This is a genomic window from Candidatus Hydrogenedentota bacterium (genome assembly GCA_013359265.1).
Classification (GTDB): domain Bacteria; phylum Hydrogenedentota; class Hydrogenedentia; order Hydrogenedentales; family SLHB01; genus JABWCD01.
The window spans coordinates 19,724-38,513 of record JABWCD010000025.1 but is presented as its reverse complement, the minus strand read 5'-3'; the positions used below and the strand labels follow the sequence as shown (position 1 = coordinate 38,513).

Annotated in this window: 12 protein-coding genes; 3 read left to right on the top strand and 9 right to left on the bottom strand. The window is 60.9% G+C overall.

The annotated features are described in order from the left end of the window. Positions 1-13: 13 nt before the first annotated feature. The gene (locus HUU46_19790; protein ID NUM55888.1) at positions 14-871 is read right to left on the bottom strand and encodes a hypothetical protein; all 858 of its coding nucleotides are present in this window, start codon (positions 869-871) and stop codon (positions 14-16) included. A gap of 299 nt (positions 872-1,170) precedes the next feature. Here HUU46_19790 and HUU46_19785 point away from each other — a divergent pair, with 299 nt between their 5' ends. Continuing rightward, positions 1,171-2,712 carry a DASS family sodium-coupled anion symporter gene (locus HUU46_19785; GenBank protein ID NUM55887.1) on the top strand — a complete coding sequence of 514 codons (1,542 nt, stop codon included), beginning with the start codon at positions 1,171-1,173 and terminating at the stop codon, positions 2,710-2,712. Between the two features lie 119 nt (positions 2,713-2,831). After that, positions 2,832-4,820 carry a Flp pilus assembly complex ATPase component TadA gene (gene tadA / locus HUU46_19780; protein NUM55886.1) on the top strand — a complete coding sequence of 663 codons (1,989 nt, stop codon included), beginning with the start codon at positions 2,832-2,834 and terminating at the stop codon, positions 4,818-4,820. Positions 4,821-5,014: 194 nt separating this feature from the next. Here the strand turns inward: tadA and solA are convergent, their stop codons facing one another. The 4 genes from solA to HUU46_19760 form a co-directional block, all read right to left on the bottom strand. Beyond that, the gene (gene solA / locus HUU46_19775) at positions 5,015-6,148 is read right to left on the bottom strand and encodes an N-methyl-L-tryptophan oxidase (protein ID NUM55885.1); all 1,134 of its coding nucleotides are present in this window, start codon (positions 6,146-6,148) and stop codon (positions 5,015-5,017) included. A 66-nt stretch (positions 6,149-6,214) separates the two neighbouring features. After that, the gene (locus HUU46_19770; GenBank protein NUM55884.1) at positions 6,215-7,825 is read right to left on the bottom strand and encodes a TolC family protein; all 1,611 of its coding nucleotides are present in this window, start codon (positions 7,823-7,825) and stop codon (positions 6,215-6,217) included. Positions 7,826-8,044: 219 nt separating this feature from the next. Continuing rightward, positions 8,045-9,196 carry an efflux RND transporter periplasmic adaptor subunit gene (locus HUU46_19765; GenBank protein ID NUM55883.1) on the bottom strand — a complete coding sequence of 384 codons (1,152 nt, stop codon included), beginning with the start codon at positions 9,194-9,196 and terminating at the stop codon, positions 8,045-8,047. Positions 9,197-9,232: 36 nt separating this feature from the next. Then, positions 9,233-12,406, bottom strand: coding sequence for an efflux RND transporter permease subunit (locus tag HUU46_19760; protein ID NUM55882.1), 3,174 nt, complete (start codon positions 12,404-12,406; stop codon positions 9,233-9,235). Between the two features lie 109 nt (positions 12,407-12,515). Between HUU46_19760 and HUU46_19755 the strand changes: the two genes are divergently transcribed. Beyond that, a complete protein-coding gene (locus HUU46_19755) occupies positions 12,516-12,869 on the top strand; it encodes a helix-turn-helix transcriptional regulator (protein NUM55881.1) in 354 nt (117 codons plus the stop codon). A 56-nt stretch (positions 12,870-12,925) separates the two neighbouring features. Here the strand turns inward: HUU46_19755 and HUU46_19750 are convergent, their stop codons facing one another. From HUU46_19750 to HUU46_19735, 4 genes are all read right to left on the bottom strand, one after another. Continuing rightward, positions 12,926-14,245 carry a DUF3142 domain-containing protein gene (locus HUU46_19750; GenBank protein ID NUM55880.1) on the bottom strand — a complete coding sequence of 440 codons (1,320 nt, stop codon included), beginning with the start codon at positions 14,243-14,245 and terminating at the stop codon, positions 12,926-12,928. Between the two features lie 99 nt (positions 14,246-14,344). After that, positions 14,345-15,313 carry a tetratricopeptide repeat protein gene (locus HUU46_19745; GenBank protein NUM55879.1) on the bottom strand — a complete coding sequence of 323 codons (969 nt, stop codon included), beginning with the start codon at positions 15,311-15,313 and terminating at the stop codon, positions 14,345-14,347. Between the two features lie 228 nt (positions 15,314-15,541). Further along, a complete protein-coding gene (locus HUU46_19740) occupies positions 15,542-16,795 on the bottom strand; it encodes a Gfo/Idh/MocA family oxidoreductase (protein ID NUM55878.1) in 1,254 nt (417 codons plus the stop codon). A gap of 198 nt (positions 16,796-16,993) precedes the next feature. Continuing rightward, positions 16,994-18,739: an AAA family ATPase gene (locus HUU46_19735; protein NUM55877.1), complete on the bottom strand. Its 1,746-nt coding sequence runs from the start codon at positions 18,737-18,739 to the stop codon at positions 16,994-16,996. Positions 18,740-18,790 lie beyond the last annotated feature (51 nt).

Sequence of the window (18,790 nt, the reverse complement as noted above, 5' to 3'; positions counted from 1 at the left end):
AGCGGCCGCCCGCCTACTCTTCCGGGAAGTAGCGCCCGCGAATGGTGTGGGCGTCGCCGTCCTCGATGGGCACGTTGCGCGGGTTCGGCGTCTTGAAGCCGGCCACCGGCTTCCACTCGATGCGGTACTTACCGACGAGCAAGTCCTCGACGGTGACTCCCCGTTTCATCCATTCGCCGCCGTCGATGCGCCACCGGGCTTTTCTGCGCGCTTCCTTCGGCTGGATTTTGCACGTAATCGATCCGGAGCCATACTGCGCTTCGAGGTCGTAGTCGTCATCCATCATGACGTTGATGACGTGGAGCTTCGACTCCTCCTTGCCGTTAAGCATCCATCGCGCAAACGGTTTGCCATTGAACGTGACCGGCGCGTTGATAATGGCTTCGTAGATGTCCTCGGTCTCGAACACGCGCTCGTACGGGGTCTGCATCTCGAGAATGTCTTCGTTCAGGAACGTTATGCCAACCTCGGGCGAACTTGTCACATTAAGCGTGTAGGTTGGTGTTCCGTACGCGGCGATATACGTGGCGCTCTGGTCAAGATTGAACGAGATCGTGCGCTCTTCCGAGTAGACCGTCGGGCCGTCCTTCCACCACGCGACAAACGGCCGGTGCTCGAACGTTTCCGGTGCCGTCAGGACGATGGGCGTGCCGTCGTCATAGAACTCCTCGTACACGGTATTCACGACAACCGGCGCTGCGCCGTCGAACGACGCCGTTATGGGTACCGGAATGTTGTCAAAGGAGAAGGGAAACGCACTAATCTCGATCTTCTTCTCGAAGGCGCGTTCGTCGGCGAACGCCGTCGCGGCCAGGAGAATGGCAAACACTACCGGGGTTGTGGGGACGAATCGGACTGCACGGTACTTCATGGTTACACCCTCACTGCACAGCGTGGCACGACACACTCCTCCGTGACGTTTGTTGTGGTCACGGGGGCGCCGCGCCAACCCCAGAGCTACGCCTCCACCAGAATACCACGAAACCATTCGTGGGTAAATCCACAACGGCGATTGTCAATAGTGAACCTGCGCTCGGCGCCTCGCTCCCCGCGACAAATCACGGTCGAGTCCAATGACGGGCTCGTCCCCCGTCCGCCTTTCTACGTGCGAAACACGGCTCTGTTCAATTACCATGGCCCACGCGCAGTGGCGCAGGGGTCGGCAACATCATGAGCGAACCGGGCGAAGCACCTGTTCCGTATCGGTTTAGAGCGGCGGGCCTGCTCCTCGGTCCGCTCCTGTTCGGCGCGGTATTGCTCACGCCGCGTCCGGCGGACCTGAGCCCCGAGGCGCAGCGCGTCGCGGCCGTCGCGGTGCTCATGGGTGTGTGGTGGGTGACGGAAGCGATACCCATCGCGGCCGCGTCGCTGGCGCCGCTCATCGCGTTTCCGTTGCTCAACGTCATGAAGGCGGGCGACACGGCGGTGTGCTACGGCGATTCGACCATCTTCCTGTTCGCCGGGGGTTTCTTCATTGCGATGGCGATGCAGCAATGGCGGCTGCACGAGCGCATCGCGCTCCACATCATTCGCGTGACGGGCACGAACCCGCGCCGGCTGGTGCTGGGGTTCATGTTGGCGTCCGCATCGATCTCGCTGTGGATTTCAAACGCCGCAACGACGATGATGATGATTCCCATCGCGCTGGCAGTAATCCAGCAATTCGAGAAAGAGCACAACGCGGCATGGGTCGCGCCCTTCGGCACGGCCGTCATGCTGGGGATTGCGTACGCGTCGAGTATCGGCGGCGTGGGGACCATCGTCGGCACGGCGCCGAACGTGATTTTCTTGGGGCAAATGGCGAAGCTCTTTCCCGAGGCGCCGCGCATCACGTTTACCCAATGGCTGTTCTTTGGCATCCCGCTCGTGTCCATCTTCGTTCCGCTGGCATGGTGGATCATGGCGCGATGGATGTATCGGTTGCCGGGCGGCAAAGGCGATGACGCGGAAGGGGGCGCGCTGATCGCCGAACGCCTGCGGGCGCTGGGCGCCCCAAACCGCGGCGAAAAGATAGTCGCCTCGGTTTTCGTCCTGACCGCGCTGGGGTGGGTGTTCCGACAGGACATTCCGCTCGGGAGCGTGACGATTCCCGGCTGGGCGCGTGTACTGCCCGATCCGAAGTTCGTGGACGATGGGACCGTCGCAATCGCGGGCGCAATGGCGCTGTTCGTGTTGCCCGTCGATATTCGCAAGGGTCGTTTCGCCCTCGAATGGGAGTGGGCGAAACGGATTCCGTGGGGAATCCTGTTGCTGTTCGGCGGCGGAATCGCGATCGCAAAAGGGTTTGACGATACCGGCCTTGTCGACTGGGTAGGCGACAAGCTGGCGTTTGTCAAGGCCACGCACCCAATCGTCATGACATTCCTGATCTGCGCGGCAGTGATCGCGCTGACCGAATTCATGTCGAACACCGCGCTGACGATGCTCATGATTCCCGTGCTGGCGGCGGCCTCGACGCGGGTGTTCGAATGCCATCCCCTGTTTGTCTTGCTGCCCGCGGTGTTAAGCGCGTCGCTCGGGTTCATGATGCCCGCGGGCACGCCGCCCAACGCGCTGGTGTTCGGCAGCGGCTACGTGACCATCCCGCAAATGATGCGCGCGGGGTTTATTCTCAACGTCATTGCAGCGGTGCTGGTAACGTTGTTGGCGTACTTCGTAATCGTGCCGGTGTTCCAGATCACTATTGGCGAAGTGCCGGATTGGGCGCGGTGACCGCGCGGGGAGAAAGTTCTTTACCAATTTACGAAAGCCGCCTATAATGCAAATCGGCTGCAAGTGGGCCAAGGTGTGTGGTCAAATCCGGGGCTGCAACGGGGAAGGGTGAGGGCGCAATGGCGGAAGAACAGCGACAAGCAGGTTTGGGCGACGCGCTCGTCAAGGGCGAAATCATCACGCGGGAGGACCTGGACAAGGCCAAGGCCCGCGAACAGGCGACCGGCGTTCCGTGGCACCGATCGCTGCTGCAAATGGGAAAAGTCACCTACGCGGCGATCGACCAGGCGTTGCGCACCGAAATTCGCGTGCCGGGCATGGCGGCAAAATCGTCGGACCAATCGAGCCTCGGCGACGCGCTGGTCAAGATCAAGGCCATCAGCAAAGACCAGCTCGATCAGGCCCTCGCGGAGCAAAAGCGATCCGGCCGGCTGCTCGGCGAAATCCTCATGAGCCGCGGCCTGGTCACGCGGCGGATCATCAACTCCGCCCTGGCGAAACAGTACGACCTCGATTTCAGCGAACTGGACGAAACGCCGAGCCATCAGAACGCGCTCGAGGCGGTGCCGGAAAGTTACGCGCTCAAGTATCAACTAATTCCCATTTCGCTGGACGGAAACAAACTATCCGTCCTCATCAGCAAGCCGCAGGTGCGCGCAAGCCTCGGCGACCTCGGCAGGATGCTGGGCAAACAGATCAAACCGCTGATGACGAACTGCGACAACGTCGCCGCGGAAATCCGCGCGCGGTACGCGGGCACGAAAAACGTCTTGAGCGGCGGCCGCAAAGCCGAACCGGCGGAACCCGCCTTGAAACAGAAATCCGGCGATGGCAAAGGTACAGCAAAGAAGGGCAAAAAAGCGGCGGCGAAAGAAGCGGCGCCTAGAGAGGAGAAGCAGACCGTGGCACCTGTTACAGACATCAAGGAAAAGCGCCGTTTCGACGAAATCGCCAAGGAAGCCGAAGGCGCGCCGGTTATCAAGTTGGTCTCGACAATTATTGAAGGGGCGATCAACTCCGGCGCGACGGACGTCCACATGGACCCGCAGGAGCCGGAGATGCGCGTGCGCTACCGCATCGACGGCGTGCTGCACGATGTGATGAGCATCTCGCCGGAGATCGAAGCCGCGGTCGTCTCGCGCGTCAAGATCATGTCCGACCTCGACATCACGGAGACGCGGCGCCCGCAGGACGGCCACATCCGCATCGAATCCAAGGAGCGCGAGTTCGACGTGCGCGTCGCGACGCTGCCGACCTACCTGGGCGAGCGCGTTGTGCTGCGGTTGCTCGATCAGAGCGCGGTGCTTTCGGGGATCAAAGACCTTGGCCTCGAATCGGACGACGAAAAAATCCTCGCGCGCGTCATCAATCAGCCCTACGGCATGATCCTGGTCACCGGCCCCACGGGTAGCGGCAAGACGACGACGCTCTACGCAGCGCTGAACCAGAAGAACGTGCTGACGGACAGCATCGTGACGCTCGAGGACCCGGTCGAATACCAGCTTTCCGGCATCAACCAGGTGCAGATCGACCCGGACATCGAGGTCACGTTCGCGACAACGCTCCGCGCGGCGTTGCGGCAGGACATCGACGTGCTGCTCGTGGGCGAAATTCGCGACGCGGACACGGCGCGCATCGCCATCCGCGCGGCGATGACCGGCCACCTCGTGTTCAGTACCCTGCACACAAACGACGCGCCGGAAGCAATCTCGACGTTGCGCAACATGCAGGTACCGTCGTATTTGATCGCGAGCGCGCTGACGGCGGTGGTCGCGCAGCGTCTCGTGCGCAAAATTTGCCCGGATTGCCGCGAAGGGTTTACGCCCTCAAAGCCGTTGCTGAAATCGCTGCACCTGCCCGAAACGACGAAAAAGCTGTATCGCGGCAAGGGCTGCGACTCGTGCTATCACACCGGAAATCGCGGACGCACGGGCATTTTCGAAATCATCGAGGTGTCGGAAGACATCCGACGCATGATCGCCGCTGACGCGCCCATCGAACAGATCACGAAAGCGGCAAAACTGAAGACGATGGCCGAGCGCTGCCGCCTCAAAGTAAAGGACGGCATTGTCACGCCGGAAGAATTCCTGCGCGTAATTCGCACATAGCGGCAATTCAGATCTCTGGCTGGCGGACCGTATGATCGAATGCGTTCCGCCAGCTTCATTTCGTGCGCAGCCGCTAAAGTAATTTGAGATATTACGTAGCTGCGTTTTCGTGCTCGTGCTCGTAATCGAAATCGCACACTCGATTTGCACCGAAACCTACGGGACATATCGGCTACGACGTTTCTTGAATCGCTCTAAAAGGACGTAAACCTTCCGAGCCCGAGGAAACCAATCGGGTGGCTCGTCCGCCCTTCGAGCGTGAGGTCGGCGAGGACCTCGCCGATGACAGACGAGAACTTGAAACCGTGGCCGGAAAAGCCGCCAGCGAGGACAACGTTCGGGTGGCGTGGATGGCGGTCGACGAGGAAATGTTCGTCGGCGGTCATCGAATACATGCAGACGCTGAACTTGGTGCGCTCGGGCTGGAACCGGGGAAGCACGTCCGCGACGAACCCGCGGACATTCGCTTCATCGCCCTTGTGCAAGCCGCGATCGAGTTGGTCCGGATCGTCCACGCGCTCACCGCCCGTGTGCTCGGCGATTTTTATGCCAAGATCGTTGATCGCGGGGAAGCCGTAAAAACCGCCGGCATCCGTATCCACGTAAAACGCGGGAAACGCTCCGCGCCGGTACTCGGCAAGGTTCGGCGACGTGTACCAAAACTGCAGCTTGCGCAAAATGCGCAGCGGCACGAGCAACTCGACGAACGACGCCGTGGTCCACGCACCCGCGGTGAGCACCAGTTTGTTCGCGCGCATCTCGCGCTTCGTCGTGGTGATGGATACGCCGTCCTTGTCCGAACTCCACGCAAGCACGTCTTCGTGGATGAGCACGTCCGCGCCATGTTTCTGCGCGCACTGCACGTGTTTGTCCACGCAACCCTCGACACGGAGAAATCCCCCGACGGGATCCCAATAGGCGGCATGGTCTTCCGGCAGATTGAACTGCGGATAGCGCTTCATCGCTTCCGCCGCGTCGATGCGCTCGTGCGGCAGCGTGTGCACGCGATAGCAGGTTTCGAGCCCCTTGATCAGTCCCGAATTCGGTTTGCCGGAAAGCAACAGGCCGGACTCGATGAGCAGTTCCGCGCCGGATTCCGATTCCAGTTCGCGCCACAACGTGTAGGCGCGCTCAACCAGCGGGATGTAGTCGGGGTGCTCGAAGTACGCCTTGCGAATCATCCGCGTCTGGCCGTGCGAGCTGCCCATGTCGTGCGCAATGCCAAACTGCTCGACGCCGCACACGCGCACGCCGCGCTTCGCCAAATGGTACAGCGCCGCGCTGCCCATTCCGCCAAGGCCAAGGACTATCACGTCGTAATTCGGCACAAACGCACTCCCGTCAGCCCGACCCTAGCATAGCAAATGGAATGGCGGTCCGCTTAGTCTTCGGTGTTAGGGCGCCGGTGCGTCGGCTCCAACGTTACCCTGCTCGATGATGCCGGATGCGGCGAGGAGGCGGGCTTGCGCGACATTGAGATCGGTCGTGTAGCGCGCGAGTTTGAGGCGGGCCTCGGTTAGGGCGTCTTGTGCGTCAAGCACTTCGAAGGCAAGCGCCGTGCCCCCGGTGAACCGCGCAAGGCTCATGCGATGGCTCGATTCGATGGAAACGATTTCGTCTTGCGCGAGTGTAATGAGTTCGATCGCAGCGCGCACGTCGTCCTGCGCCTGCCGCACTTCGCCGATGGCGGCGTCTTCCGCTTTCTGCGCTCGAAGACCGGCGGCTTGCGCGTTTGTGCGTTGTTCGCGGATTCGGGCGGCTTTTGCGAAAGACAAGTTCCAGTTCAGGCCGATGCCATAGCGTTCTTGGCGCTCCAGGCTATCGATTTCCTGTTGCGTCGATCCGATGAGGTTCTTGTACGCGTAGTACGCTCGACCGCCGGAACTGGCCGCTGAAGTGAACGGCGGGATCGGGTCCGTGCCCTGAACTATCGCGTTGCCGGTGTTCCGCCATGCGACGGCGGAACGCCCAACCGATCCGGCTGCGCTGCTCAATGCCGCGCCGTCATCCGGTTCAGCGGTGTCGCCTGTGCCGCCGATGCCGGTGAGCCGCCATTCCGCGTACAACTCGGGTGCGGCAAGGTCCCACCAGCGCGCGCGCAACAATTGTTTTGCGGCATCGGCCTGTTCGTGCGCGGCCTGAACGTCGGGCCGGTTCGCCGCGTTCTCGGCGTACGCGTCGCCGCCGAAATCGGGCGGCAGTTGCCACGGTTCAATCTGCGTATCCGCGGGATCGAGCAACACCTTCGGATCGAGTCGCAACACGACCGCGAGCCGCACGCTTGTCGTGCGCCACAGCTTCTCCGCTTGCACGAGTTGTTGTTTGCTCGCCGCGAGGTTGGCCGTCGCGCGCGCGGCGTCCGAGCCAAGGCCGACACCGCCCTGGTAGCGCGTGGATGCAATCCGATCGAACTCGCCGCTGGATTGAACGAGTTGTTGCGCGATGTCGCGCGAGACTTTCGCGAGGACGAGGTTTTCGTATAGTTCGACAATGCTGAGAATTAGTTTCTGTTCGGACGCCATGACGCCGAGCAACGCAGCATCGCATTCGCGGCGCGCGGCGATACTTTCGCAGACCCGCGCGCCGATGTTCACCCGCAGGCCGAACGCGAGACCCGCCGTCTTGCCGCGCGAGTCGATGTCGCGAAAATCGCCAAACGCGCCCTGGACAAGTCCGTCAATCCGGGTCGTTCCCGCGCCGACGTCCAATGTCGGTATGAAAGCGCCCGTGCTTGCCATCGCGCGCGCCTGCGCAATCTCGTGTTGCGCCCGCGCCAACGCAAGATCGAGATTGGATTCCAACCCGATTCGAATCGCTTCCGACAGCGCGATTGATCGTGTCCGATCGGTTGCGTTCGCTTGCGACTCGACCGTCGCTGCTGGCGACGATGGCGCAACGACCGCCGTTACTTTCTGCGTATCGTGCAAAGTGGTTGGACTGGTAGCGGAAACCACTGTAGTCGATTGCGTCGCGCACCCCGCAAAGACCGTCAAAAACGTGAGCACGAAGCCTACGAATCGTATGCGGCGAGAGTTGCACGGTATGGAGTGCGGCAGCAGGGTCTTCGGCGATGCCGCTTTGGCTACCGCGGAGCGATTCTCGCTATAGCCCAACGCGATCTGAAGAGGATCACGGCTCCGCCGGAAGCGAAAGCGGTAGCGCCGTCTGAAGCGGACTCCGCTGCCACACTCCATATTGGCGATTGGCGCTAATCTGGACATGCCCTACTTCGCCTGCTTCACGTTTACCGCCTGACCGTCCGCCAGCGTCGCCGGTCCCTGAACAACGATCTGCATGTCGGACGACAGTTCCCCCGACACGACCACATCCGTGCCGGCGTCTGCAAGCGATTCGACTGGCAGCTTTTTCGTTGCGCCGTCGATAACCGCGAGCACGCAGACTTTTCCATCAATTGTGCGCAAGGCAGTTGACGGAACAATGCTGATGCCCGCGATGCCGCCGAGCGGAATCTGCACCGATGCATACATGCCGGGCGAGAGCAGGCCCTCCGTATTGTCAATATCGACTTCCGCGCGCATCGTGCGCGACTCGGGCGTGAGCGCGTCCGTGCGCCGCGCGATCGTCGCATTGAACGTTCTCCCCGGTAGTGCGGCAAGCGTGTAGGTGACAGGCCGTCCGGTCTTCACGAACGGTGCGAGCCGTTCCGGCAAATCGAATGCCAGGCGAAGTTTGTTCACGCGCGTAATCTCGACAATTGGTTTCGCGCCGGCCCCGGCCGCGATGAACGCGCCGGCATCCATGAACCGCTGCGTGACCGTCCCGTCAAACGGAGCGCGCACGGTCAGATAATCTATCATCGTTTTCAATCGCTTCACGTCCGCCGCGGCGACACCAACTTCCGCGTCCGTCGCAACAACGTCCGCCTGCGCGATCTTGTCCTTCGCCTCCGCGTCGTCCACGTCTTCCTGCGTGACCGCGCCGGGTTCGGCGGCGTGGAGTTTGGCAAGTCGCTGCTGCGTGGTCTTGGCGAGTTCCGCGTTCGCGCGCGCGCGGCCCGTGCGCGACTGCGCCGCGCGCAGTTTCGCCTCCGCCAGCGCGAGTTCCGATTCCATCTCCGGAGCGGAAAGTTTCGCGATGACCTGGCTTTTCGTCACGGTCACACCGCGATCGACGGAGATTTCGTCGAGGTAACCGGATACTTTCGCGTACACGGACACCTGTTCGTCCGGAACGAGATTGCCCGGGAGTTTGACCTTTTGCGTGATTTCGTTTTGCCGCGGCGGGACAACCGTGACGGTTGGCGTCTCCGCGGGCGCTGCCGCCGGCGGTTGCGCGAACGAGGCTACGCCGGCAAACGCGGCCAACGTACACGCGATTGCCGTGCTGCGGCAAGCACTCGCCATCGAACAGGTCATCTCAAATTCCTCCGCAACTGAAGAACGGTCACGATGTCAGGGCGATTGCCGCAGGTCATCGGGGTGAATCGATACGCTGGACGCCGCCTTGGTCCTGCGCACGATCGCGAATACCGGCGGCAGTATCAACAGAGTGGCAACTGTCGCGGCCGCGAGTCCGCCGATCACGGCGCGACCGAGCGGCGCGGACTGTTCTGCACCCTCGCCCAGCGCCAACGCTATCGGCAACATGCCGGCGATCATGGCAAAACTCGTCATCAAGATGGGGCGCAGTCGGCTCGTTGCCCCGTGTATCGCCGCCTGCTGCGTTGCCGATCCTTCGACGCGCGCGCGTTCCGCAAATGTCACCAGAAGGATTGCATTCGCGACGGACACGCCAATCGCCATGATCGCGCCCATAAACGATTGGATGTTCATCGTCGTCCCGGTCACGTACAAGGCGGCGACGACGCCGACGAGCACCGCGGGGACCGTGGACACCACGGCGAACGACAGAATAAAGGACTGGAAGTTCGCCGCAAGGAGCAGCAAAATCACGACGACAGCGAGCAGCAGCCCCGTCTGCAATTCGCCGAGCATTTGTTCCATCGGCGCGATCTGGCCGCGCACCGCGACGGAGACCCGTGGTGGAGGCTCGCCCGCCGCCGCAATCGCCCCCGATACGTCCGTCGCGACTCGGCCCAAATCGGTGTCGCCGATGTTCGACGTGAGCGTGACGATTCGCTGCATGTTGTACCGGTCATATTTGCCGACGGTCTGTCCGCGCGTGACGTCCGCGACGTCCTGCAGGAGCAACTGTTCGCCGTGCTTACGCGCGACGGTGATTGTCTTAATCTCCTCGACCGAGTTCATCTGCGCCTGTGGAATTTCGACCTGGACCTGGTACGCCACGCCACTCTTGGGGTCCGCCCAGTAAACAGGCGTGACGAAACGGCTCGACGATGTCGCCGCAACCACCGAGCGCGAAACGTCCGTCATCGTAACGCCCATAGTGCCGGCGCGTTCGCGGTCCACGGCGATGTTCACCGTGGGGTAATCGGCAGTCTGGACGATCTGAAGGTCCCGCAGCGTTGGCACGGATCGCAGGGACGCGCGCAGTGTTTCGGCAAACCTGCGGTTCGCGGGAAGGTCCGGGCCGCTTACGGCGACCTCGACGGGGGTCGGCGAACCGAAACTCATTACGCGGCTGACAATGTCGCTCGGCTCGAACGAGAATTGAACATCCGGCAAACACTCGGCATAGAGTTCGCGCAACCGCTCCTTGAGCGCGTCGACGGAAATGCCGGCATCATGCCGCAGCGCGACCTGCAACACGGCTTCTTCCGGACCGCCCGTCCAAAGATAAATCGTGTTAATCGGATAACTCGGCGGCTGAATGCCGACGAACCCCATCGATATCGTCAGGTTCTCCGCGCCGACTTCGTTTTCGATTGTCTTTAGCGCCGTCAACGCGATTTGCTCCGTCTTCTCGATGCGCGTACCGGTCGGGGCGCGAAGACGCATCTGGAACTGGCCCATGTCGACTTTGGGGAAGATTTCCGTTCCCAGTTTGGGCACAAAGTACGCCAACAGCGCGACGCTTGCCGCAAGATACGCGGGCACCAACACCCAGCGCGCGCCAACCAGCACGGCGAGTAAAGAGGCGTACGCGCGCTGAAACGCCGCGAAGGAGAACTTTCCTTGGCCCGCATGACCATTGCCGCGCAGCATACGCGCCGCCAGGATGGGCACGAGTGTGCTCGATAGCAGGTATGCCGCAACCATGGAGAAGCCAACGGACAACGAAAGCGGAACGAACAATGCGCGCCCGGCGCCCGTCATGAAGAACGACGGAATAAATACCGCGAGAATGCACAGCATCGCGAGAAGGATCGGCAGCGCGGTTTCGCGCGTCGCGTCCAGCGCCGCGCGTGCGGAAATGACCCGCTGCGCGTGTTCGAGATGAAGTTTCTCCTGCCGCTCGCCGTGTTCGCTGTGCTTTCGGAGCCGGTGCGAGTGCGTATGAATGTTTTCAATGACAACCGTTGCCACGTCGACAAGCACGCCGACCGCGAGCGCAAGCCCGCCAAGGGTCATCAGATTCACAGTCTGCCCCGTGAGCCACAGTGCAAACACGGCCGACAACAACGACAGCGGTATCGTAACGATGACAATCAGCGAGCTGCGCCAGTCGCGTAAGAACAAGAGCACCATGAAGCCGGTCAAGACGGCCCCGAGCGCGCCTTCCGAAATAAGCCCGGTGATCGCGCGCGTCACGTACGGCGATTGGTCAAACTCGAACGATACCGAAACGTCTTCCGGCAATACCGCCTGGAACTTGGCCATGTTCTCTTTCACGAGATTGATGACGCTCATCGTCGACGCGTCGGCGCGCTTGGTAACCGGAATGAACACCGTCCTTCGGCCATTTACCAGCGCATAGCCCGTCGCGATGTCGGAACTGTCCTGGACGACACCGAGATCGCGGAGGTATACGGTTTGGGTGCTTCCTGTGCGGATGGGTACCGCTTCGAGGTCTTTGACGTTCTGCGCGATCGAGTTCATCGGCACCATCGGGATGTAGTCGCCGATACGCACATTGCCCGATGGGCTGATCGTGTTCGCCTGGCTAATCGCCGTGACGACTTCTTCGGGCGACATCTCGTAGGCGCGCAGCCGCTCGGCGTCGACGCGCACGACAATCGAGCGCTGGCTCGCGCCAAACGGCGGCGGCGCGGATACGCCCGGAAGCGTGGCAAATAGCGGGCGGACGCGATTGAGCGCGAGGTCCTGCATTTCGCCTAGCGAGCGCGATTCGCTCGAGAACACGAGGAAACCGACCGGAATGCTGCCGGCGTCGAATCGCGTGACAAACGGCGGCACCGTGCCCGGCGGCATGAACGCGCGCGATCGGTTCACCTGCGCCACGGTCTCGGCCATTGCCTGCGACATGTTGGTGCCGGGGTGGAATTGAAGTTTGATCAGCGCGACGCCCTGGATCGATTTCGATTCAACGTGCTCGATGCCGGTAACGTAGAGGAAGTGGTATTCGTAATAGTTGGAAATGTACCCTTCCATCTGCGCGGGGTCCATGCCGCCGTACGGCTGGGCAACGTAAATGACGGGGATACCCAGATCGGGGAAAATGTCGCGGGGCATGCGTTGCACGGCGATTATTGACGCCAGCATGAACGCAACGACGCTGACGTACACCGTCACGGGCCGCCGCATGGCCGAAGCAGCAAAGTTCACGCGGCCGCACTCCGATTCGGGATAACGACGTTCATGCTAACACGGTCCCCAAGGTGACTGGTTGCGAAAGTCATATACGATAATCGTAATGAAAGACAAAAACAAGATACTCGCCCGCGAAGTGCTCCTCGCGTTTTGGAAAGTCCACATCCTGCACCACGCCGGGGAGGGGCCCCTTGTGGGCCAGTGGATGCTCTCCGAACTGCGCGAACACGGCTACGACGTTAGCCCCGGAACGCTCTACCCCCTGTTGCGCCGCATGGAACAATACGGCTGGCTGCGCAGCAAAGCCGACGGCAGGCGCGGCGCGCGCGCAAGGCGGGAGTATTTTCTTACTACAGAGGGCCGGAAGGTCCTGAACCAGTTGCGCGATCACATCGCCGAGATGCACGGCGAAGTCGTCCGCGATGCACAGCGCAGCAGACTGCAGTCGCGAAAATGACCGCCGCCTGATCGACTTCTCGGCGCGACGCCGGTGTCCATCCGGTGGAGATAATCCTATTCGTGCGAGTTTTCGAGTTCCACGTGTCCCACCGTGATAGCCGGCGGGCTGGATTCTGGTCGCGACGGCGTCATGCGAAACCACGCGGAGAGAACTGATTGTCCTGGACGAGGAGCCGGTCCGGAGAGAATCGTGGATGAAGTCATCCGCGATTCGGCGACGAAGCCGTTGTGAGTGTCAGAGGCGAGAATAGCGTTTGGCGTGTACGAGATCATCGCTCGAATTGGTTGTGGCGGCCACGTCTCCCCGGCGTTCGTAATGTGAAGTTCGTAGAGGCCGGGGCTCGGGTTCCGGAGCTCGGCGGTAAACACAGTCTTGGGCGTGCGGCCGTCGCGGACGGCTTCGAGGGTTGGCCAGGGCCAGTTGAGTTCGTCCGACGCGACGGGCAGGCGAAACCAAACGTAGCCCGCGAGCGCGTGCGGCGGGTTCGCGCGGATGGCGCGGACCGTTGCTGCGATGTCGCCGGGATCGGTCATGACGGTGCGGACGCGTTGGCGGGAATTTACGACCGGCGCGGGGCCTTCGGCGACGATCGACACGAATTTGCCGTGCTCGTCGAACACAAACCGGTACCCGTAGGTCGGCAGCGCGAGATAGTACGGCGCGCCGATAGACGCCGCGCGGCGAAGGTAACCGGGGATGCGGCCCGTGTCGCACAGCGTGATGGGTTGGTCGAAGGCCGTGGGTTTTTCGAGTGAATGGACTTGGAGCACGTAGTACGTGAGGGTATCGATCAATTGCTCGAAGTCACGCCACTTCAGCCAGGTCGGCAGCGCCGTGATCGACATTTCCAGTTTCCCGTAGCGCGGGCGAAGCGCGTCCACGAGAATCTCGTACGACGCGAGCTTCGCGCTCGGGCAATCGTAATCGAGTTGAATGCCGCGAATCGTCGTTCCCTTTGTATTCGCTTCGGCAATCGCGGCGTCGAGTGTATCGGCAATGTAGTCGATGGCGCGTTCGCGCGCTTCGCCTTGCAGCAGGTCGCCCAACGCGGCGTTCGCGCGAAGGACGATGGTGACCGGCGAATGCGCCTTCGATAATGCGTTCCAGTCGGGATAGCCGCGTTGGAGGCGGAGTTCGCCGCCGGCCGCGTTCACTTCGCCGATAAGCACCATAAACGCGTTCGCTGTGGCATCCGCGAGACGCACCGCGTCGCGCACGTCGTCGTTCCACTGCAACTGCCAGACATAATACGCGGAAGGCACAGGGCGTGGCGGCGCGGGCGCGGGCGCATTCATCCACAACCCCGCAAGGATGACGGCGCTCAGCGAAACGGCAATCGTGAACCAAATCGCGTCTTTTTGGGATTGCGTCATTGGCGCTGAGTGTAAAGGACTTTGGGGCTGCGAGGCATTCTCGGCGTTCGACTGTCAATCCGATGAATACGCGCGCCCGCGATCGGGTTGCGCGATGTGTTAGGCGATGGACATTCCTGCGGCGGCGATAACGAGTTGCGCGATAAGTCCAATCGCAAAGCCGACGCCGATGTTCATTCCGAACCAGATGAGAAAATCGACTATGGTGAATTCGTACGACTTGTACAGGACGTAGAACGAGATGGCCAACCCGATACAGGGCAGAACGGTGTTCAAAAGCGAAAGCGCAACCGCCATGAACGCCACGTTGAGGAGATTATCAAGTACGACATCGTATGGCAGTTTCCCGGTGATCATCAGGGTAAGGTACAGCGACGCCGTGTTTGCGGCGACAATGAGCATAATGGCGATGACTACCAGGCTGACCAGAATGCGCTTCGCTTCCTCGGGTTGTATCGGCGGATCGAGTTCCGCCTGTTGCACGGGTTGCGCAGGTGTATCGGTTGCCGATTGCATCGGACCCGCTTCGCGTGCCGTCTCGACAGCCGGCGCTTGCTCCGGCGCGGCTTCCGGCGCGCCGCGCATCAGGCCCATCGCCAGCGGCAGCACGATCAGGACAACAGCGGCCGCGATGCCGCCGACGATCAGGTACTTCCGCTTCGACGGCGCGGGCGCTCTCATTGGTGGCAACGGCGGCGGCGCGCCATGCTGTTCGCCGAGCAGGTCGTCGAGCACGCCGGCGTGCGCGTCCTGGTTCAGGCCCGCGACCGAATACGCCTGCGGCTGGAGCGACTCTTCGGCTTCCGGCGCGTGCGACTTGCGGATGTACTCGCGCAATTCGAGCGCCCGCAGATCGCCACACCGCGTGATGAGGTCGTCGCAGATTCCGAGCGCTTCGTCCACCCGCCCGACCCGGCGCAGGCACCGCGCCAGCGGAAAAAGCACGTTCGGCGTGTTCGGGTACGCCTCGTCAAGCTCGATCAGACGGTCAAGCGCCTCCGCATAACGGCCATCGCGGTACAGCGAGTCGGCTTCTTTGAAGTGGGCTTCCGCGGTCCGGGCGTCCACAGCGAGCGTCCCTCTTGGCTAGTCCACTGGGCGCATTCGAGTGTGAAGCAGGGGGTGGGGGAAGTCAAGCGGGTAACGCGCACTTCGTCTTCTGTTCACGGTCCGCCGGTTTCGCGCTCGTCATTCGGAATCGGCAACCGATGAACAACTGCGACGGACATGCAAGAGCGCAAAAAAACGCCGCCCAAGCCGAATGGCGAAGGCGGCGGAATAATCGCCTGATTCGCGTTAAGCCGGTTGCGTTCCGGGGATCGGGACCGGACCTGTCGGATAGGACTTGCTGAAATCCCAGTCCGCGGGGACAATGCAAAGGTCGGACTTCATCGCGTCGTCCCATTTCACGACCTTGCCGGTGTACGCGGAGATGCGGCCGACAATCGCCATCATCGTGCTTTCCGCGACCTGGACACCTTCATTGATATACGGCACAACGCCGCGGACGCTGTTCGCGCAGTCGATGTGCTCCTGCACGTAAGGGTCTACCATCTTTTCTTTTCCGCTGCTCATCAAGTCGCGGCAGGTGCTGCGGCCCTTCGTGCCGATCGCCTCCTCGAACACGCCCCCGTCCGCGCCGCCCCAGTGGCGCGAAAAGCTCGACACGTGGACGCCGTTGGCGTACTCATAATCGCAGGAGAAGTTGTCCCACAGATCGCCGTACTTCGGATCGTTCGTCTTCCACGCGCGGCCTCCGGACGCGAACACCGACACGGGGTTCGCCTGCATGACCCAGTGGGCGATGTCGAGATTGTGCACGTGTTGCTCGACGATGTTGTCGCCGCAGACCCAGCAGTACGCGTACCAGTTGCGCACGCAGTTTTCGAAGTCGCTCCACTCCGGTTTGCGCGGGTGACAGAAGGGCAGCGATCCGCACCAGTACACGCGCATGTGTGTGATGTCGCCGATGGCCCCTTCGTGAATCTTCTGGATCGTTTCCTGGTAATCGAGGCTGTGGCGCCGTTGCGTTCCCGCGACAACGGTAAGTCCCTTCTCCTTCGCCTTCTCGGCCGCGGCGATGAACTGGCGAATGCCTGCCGGGTCGACCGCGGCGGGCTTTTCGGTGAATACGTGTTTGCCCGCGTTGATCGCCGCTTCGAAGTGTTTCGGGCGCGAGTAAGGCAGCGTCGCCTCGATCAGTATGTCGATGTCGGTTTCGAGAATGCCTTTGTACGCGTCGAGGCCGACGAAGATATTCTTCTTGCCGACGTCAATCTTTTGCGCAATCTTGCTGTTTTGCTTCAGGCTGTTCAGCGAACCCTGCAAGCGGTCCTCGAACAGGTCCGCCATCGCGACCAGTTTGATGTTCTGGTTCCCCAGCAGCGTCTGCCCCGCCGCGCCCGTGCCGCGTCCGCCGCAGCCCAACAAACCGACCTTCAGCGGCTTCTCTTTCGCCGCCGCGATGGGATCGGCCAACAACGTGGCCAAACCCGCGGCCGCCGTATACTTTGCGAAATCCCTGCGTGTCATTCCCGTACCCTCGCTCATAACACCCTCCTGCGTTCGCATTCGATAGTCCGACCACGTTGCGTCCGCACACACACCAAACGATTGGAAGTGCGCCCATTACCCCCGCGGCCCCCGTTCGGCCGCGCGAAGACAACCAGAATAGCATAAGACCGTGCAGGGCGCATCCGGCGGGCCATGCGATTTCGCCAGCTAATGGCCTGGCCTGAAACGCTCCGATTAGCGCCCTGGCCGGGCGCGTGCGGCGATCCGTACAATCTCATCGAGCGTTTCGACAATATCTTGATGAATCTCGTGGGCCGGAACGAGTTTTGCCAATTGATGGTATTCGGATTTTCGCATCTCGAGCGGCAAGCGGAGCTTCTTGCAGAAGGTGCGAAACACTCTATCGAGGAAATCGTCCGACGCCTTTATATCGTCAGACCACGGACTAGGCATGTCGAGGACTTTCAGCGCGTCAGACACTTCCCGAATTGCCGCCCGCATGGCCTCTTCTCTGGGTTCGCGCTCAGCGGCTGAAAATAAATCGTCCGCTTCATCCCGCCGCGCATATGCCAGCAGCACGTCTTCTGCACACAAATAGTTCTCAATTTCGCGTTTGGACCACATAGTTTCTACAAAGTCTTCGGTGGAAGATAGTGTGACTTCGAGCCGATCGAAGACCGCAATTCCTACCAAATTCGGTTTCGCCTCCCGCAGACCAAAAAAATGCGCTTCCGCGCGGCTTGGAAGATTCGAACTCACATAGTGGACGAACGGTCGCTCAAGGTACTTGCGCGCAGTGTGGCCAAGTGTGTCGGAGAACGCTTGAAGAATTGCCAAATCCGTCGGCCCCTCCAAGTACAAAACCCACCCCATTTGCTCGGCTTGATAGTATTGGTCAAACCCAATGTCCCGAAGCGACTTCAACACCTGAGTTCCACGATCGTCGATTCGATGGGGAGTACCGACGAATGCAATCACCGTATCCTTGCCGCAAGCTTCATTCAGAATAACTTCCGAATGGCTTGCCGCAATAATCTGAGAGCCTTGGGCGCCAGCCGTATTGGTCAGAAGTGTATAAATCTCTCGCTGGCGCAGTATTTCAAGATGGGCGTCAGGCTCGTCGAGAAGCAGTACCGTACCCGGATTGGAATACAAATGCGCCAAGAGCAGCAGCGTTTGCTGAAGACCGCGGCCGGATGACGAAATATCCAGTTGGATTCTTCGCTGCTTGTAGGCCATCGTAATCTCACCGCGCTCCGCGACATATTCCGGCGCGAGAAGTTCAATCCCGAACAGATCGCTCATGATTCTGCAGACGCGCCGCCAATCATTCCCCCCGTCGGTCTTCGAGTGAATCTGAAAACAGAGATTGCGCAAGACTTGTGCGGTCTGTCCCTCGCCGACCAGAACGTTTACTCTTCCAGGTTCCCACTTTGGCTCTGTTGCTGCAAGGCCTGACATGGGCGGCAGAAAAGCGACATTTACCTCGGCCGCTTCCGATGGCACCTCCATACGACCTGACCTCGAACCGTTGCCAATTCGTAGTGGCCGGCAATAAAAAGACTCATCATTGGCATAATCAAACTCAAATGCGCAACTCCACGGTTTGTCGCGCGTGACCCCACGAACTTCGATTTCTATTCGAATATTCGAGGTCTTCGGCTTCCTCTTTCCTTCGTCGTCGCTCCAGACGCGTTCTATATCGCGGACATGGAGGTCCCTCCACAATAAGTTCGAACCTGGAACGGGAATCGAAATTAGATCGCGCCGGTTGATAGTCACCCCTGGGCGTTTCTCAGGCGACGCCTTACCTTGCCGTTTTTCGTTCCATTTTCGAAGTCCGATATTCCATAAGGCCAGTGCTTGCAGCGCGGTTGTCTTGCCCGAATTGTTCGGTCCTATGAGTACGACGGCATTTCCCAACTCGATATCGGCGCGCTGGAAGAGCTTGAAATTTCGTATCGACAGGTGCGTCAACATGCCGACAGTTTGCCGGTATGGGGACGGGCATTCAAGGCGAATTGACGACTA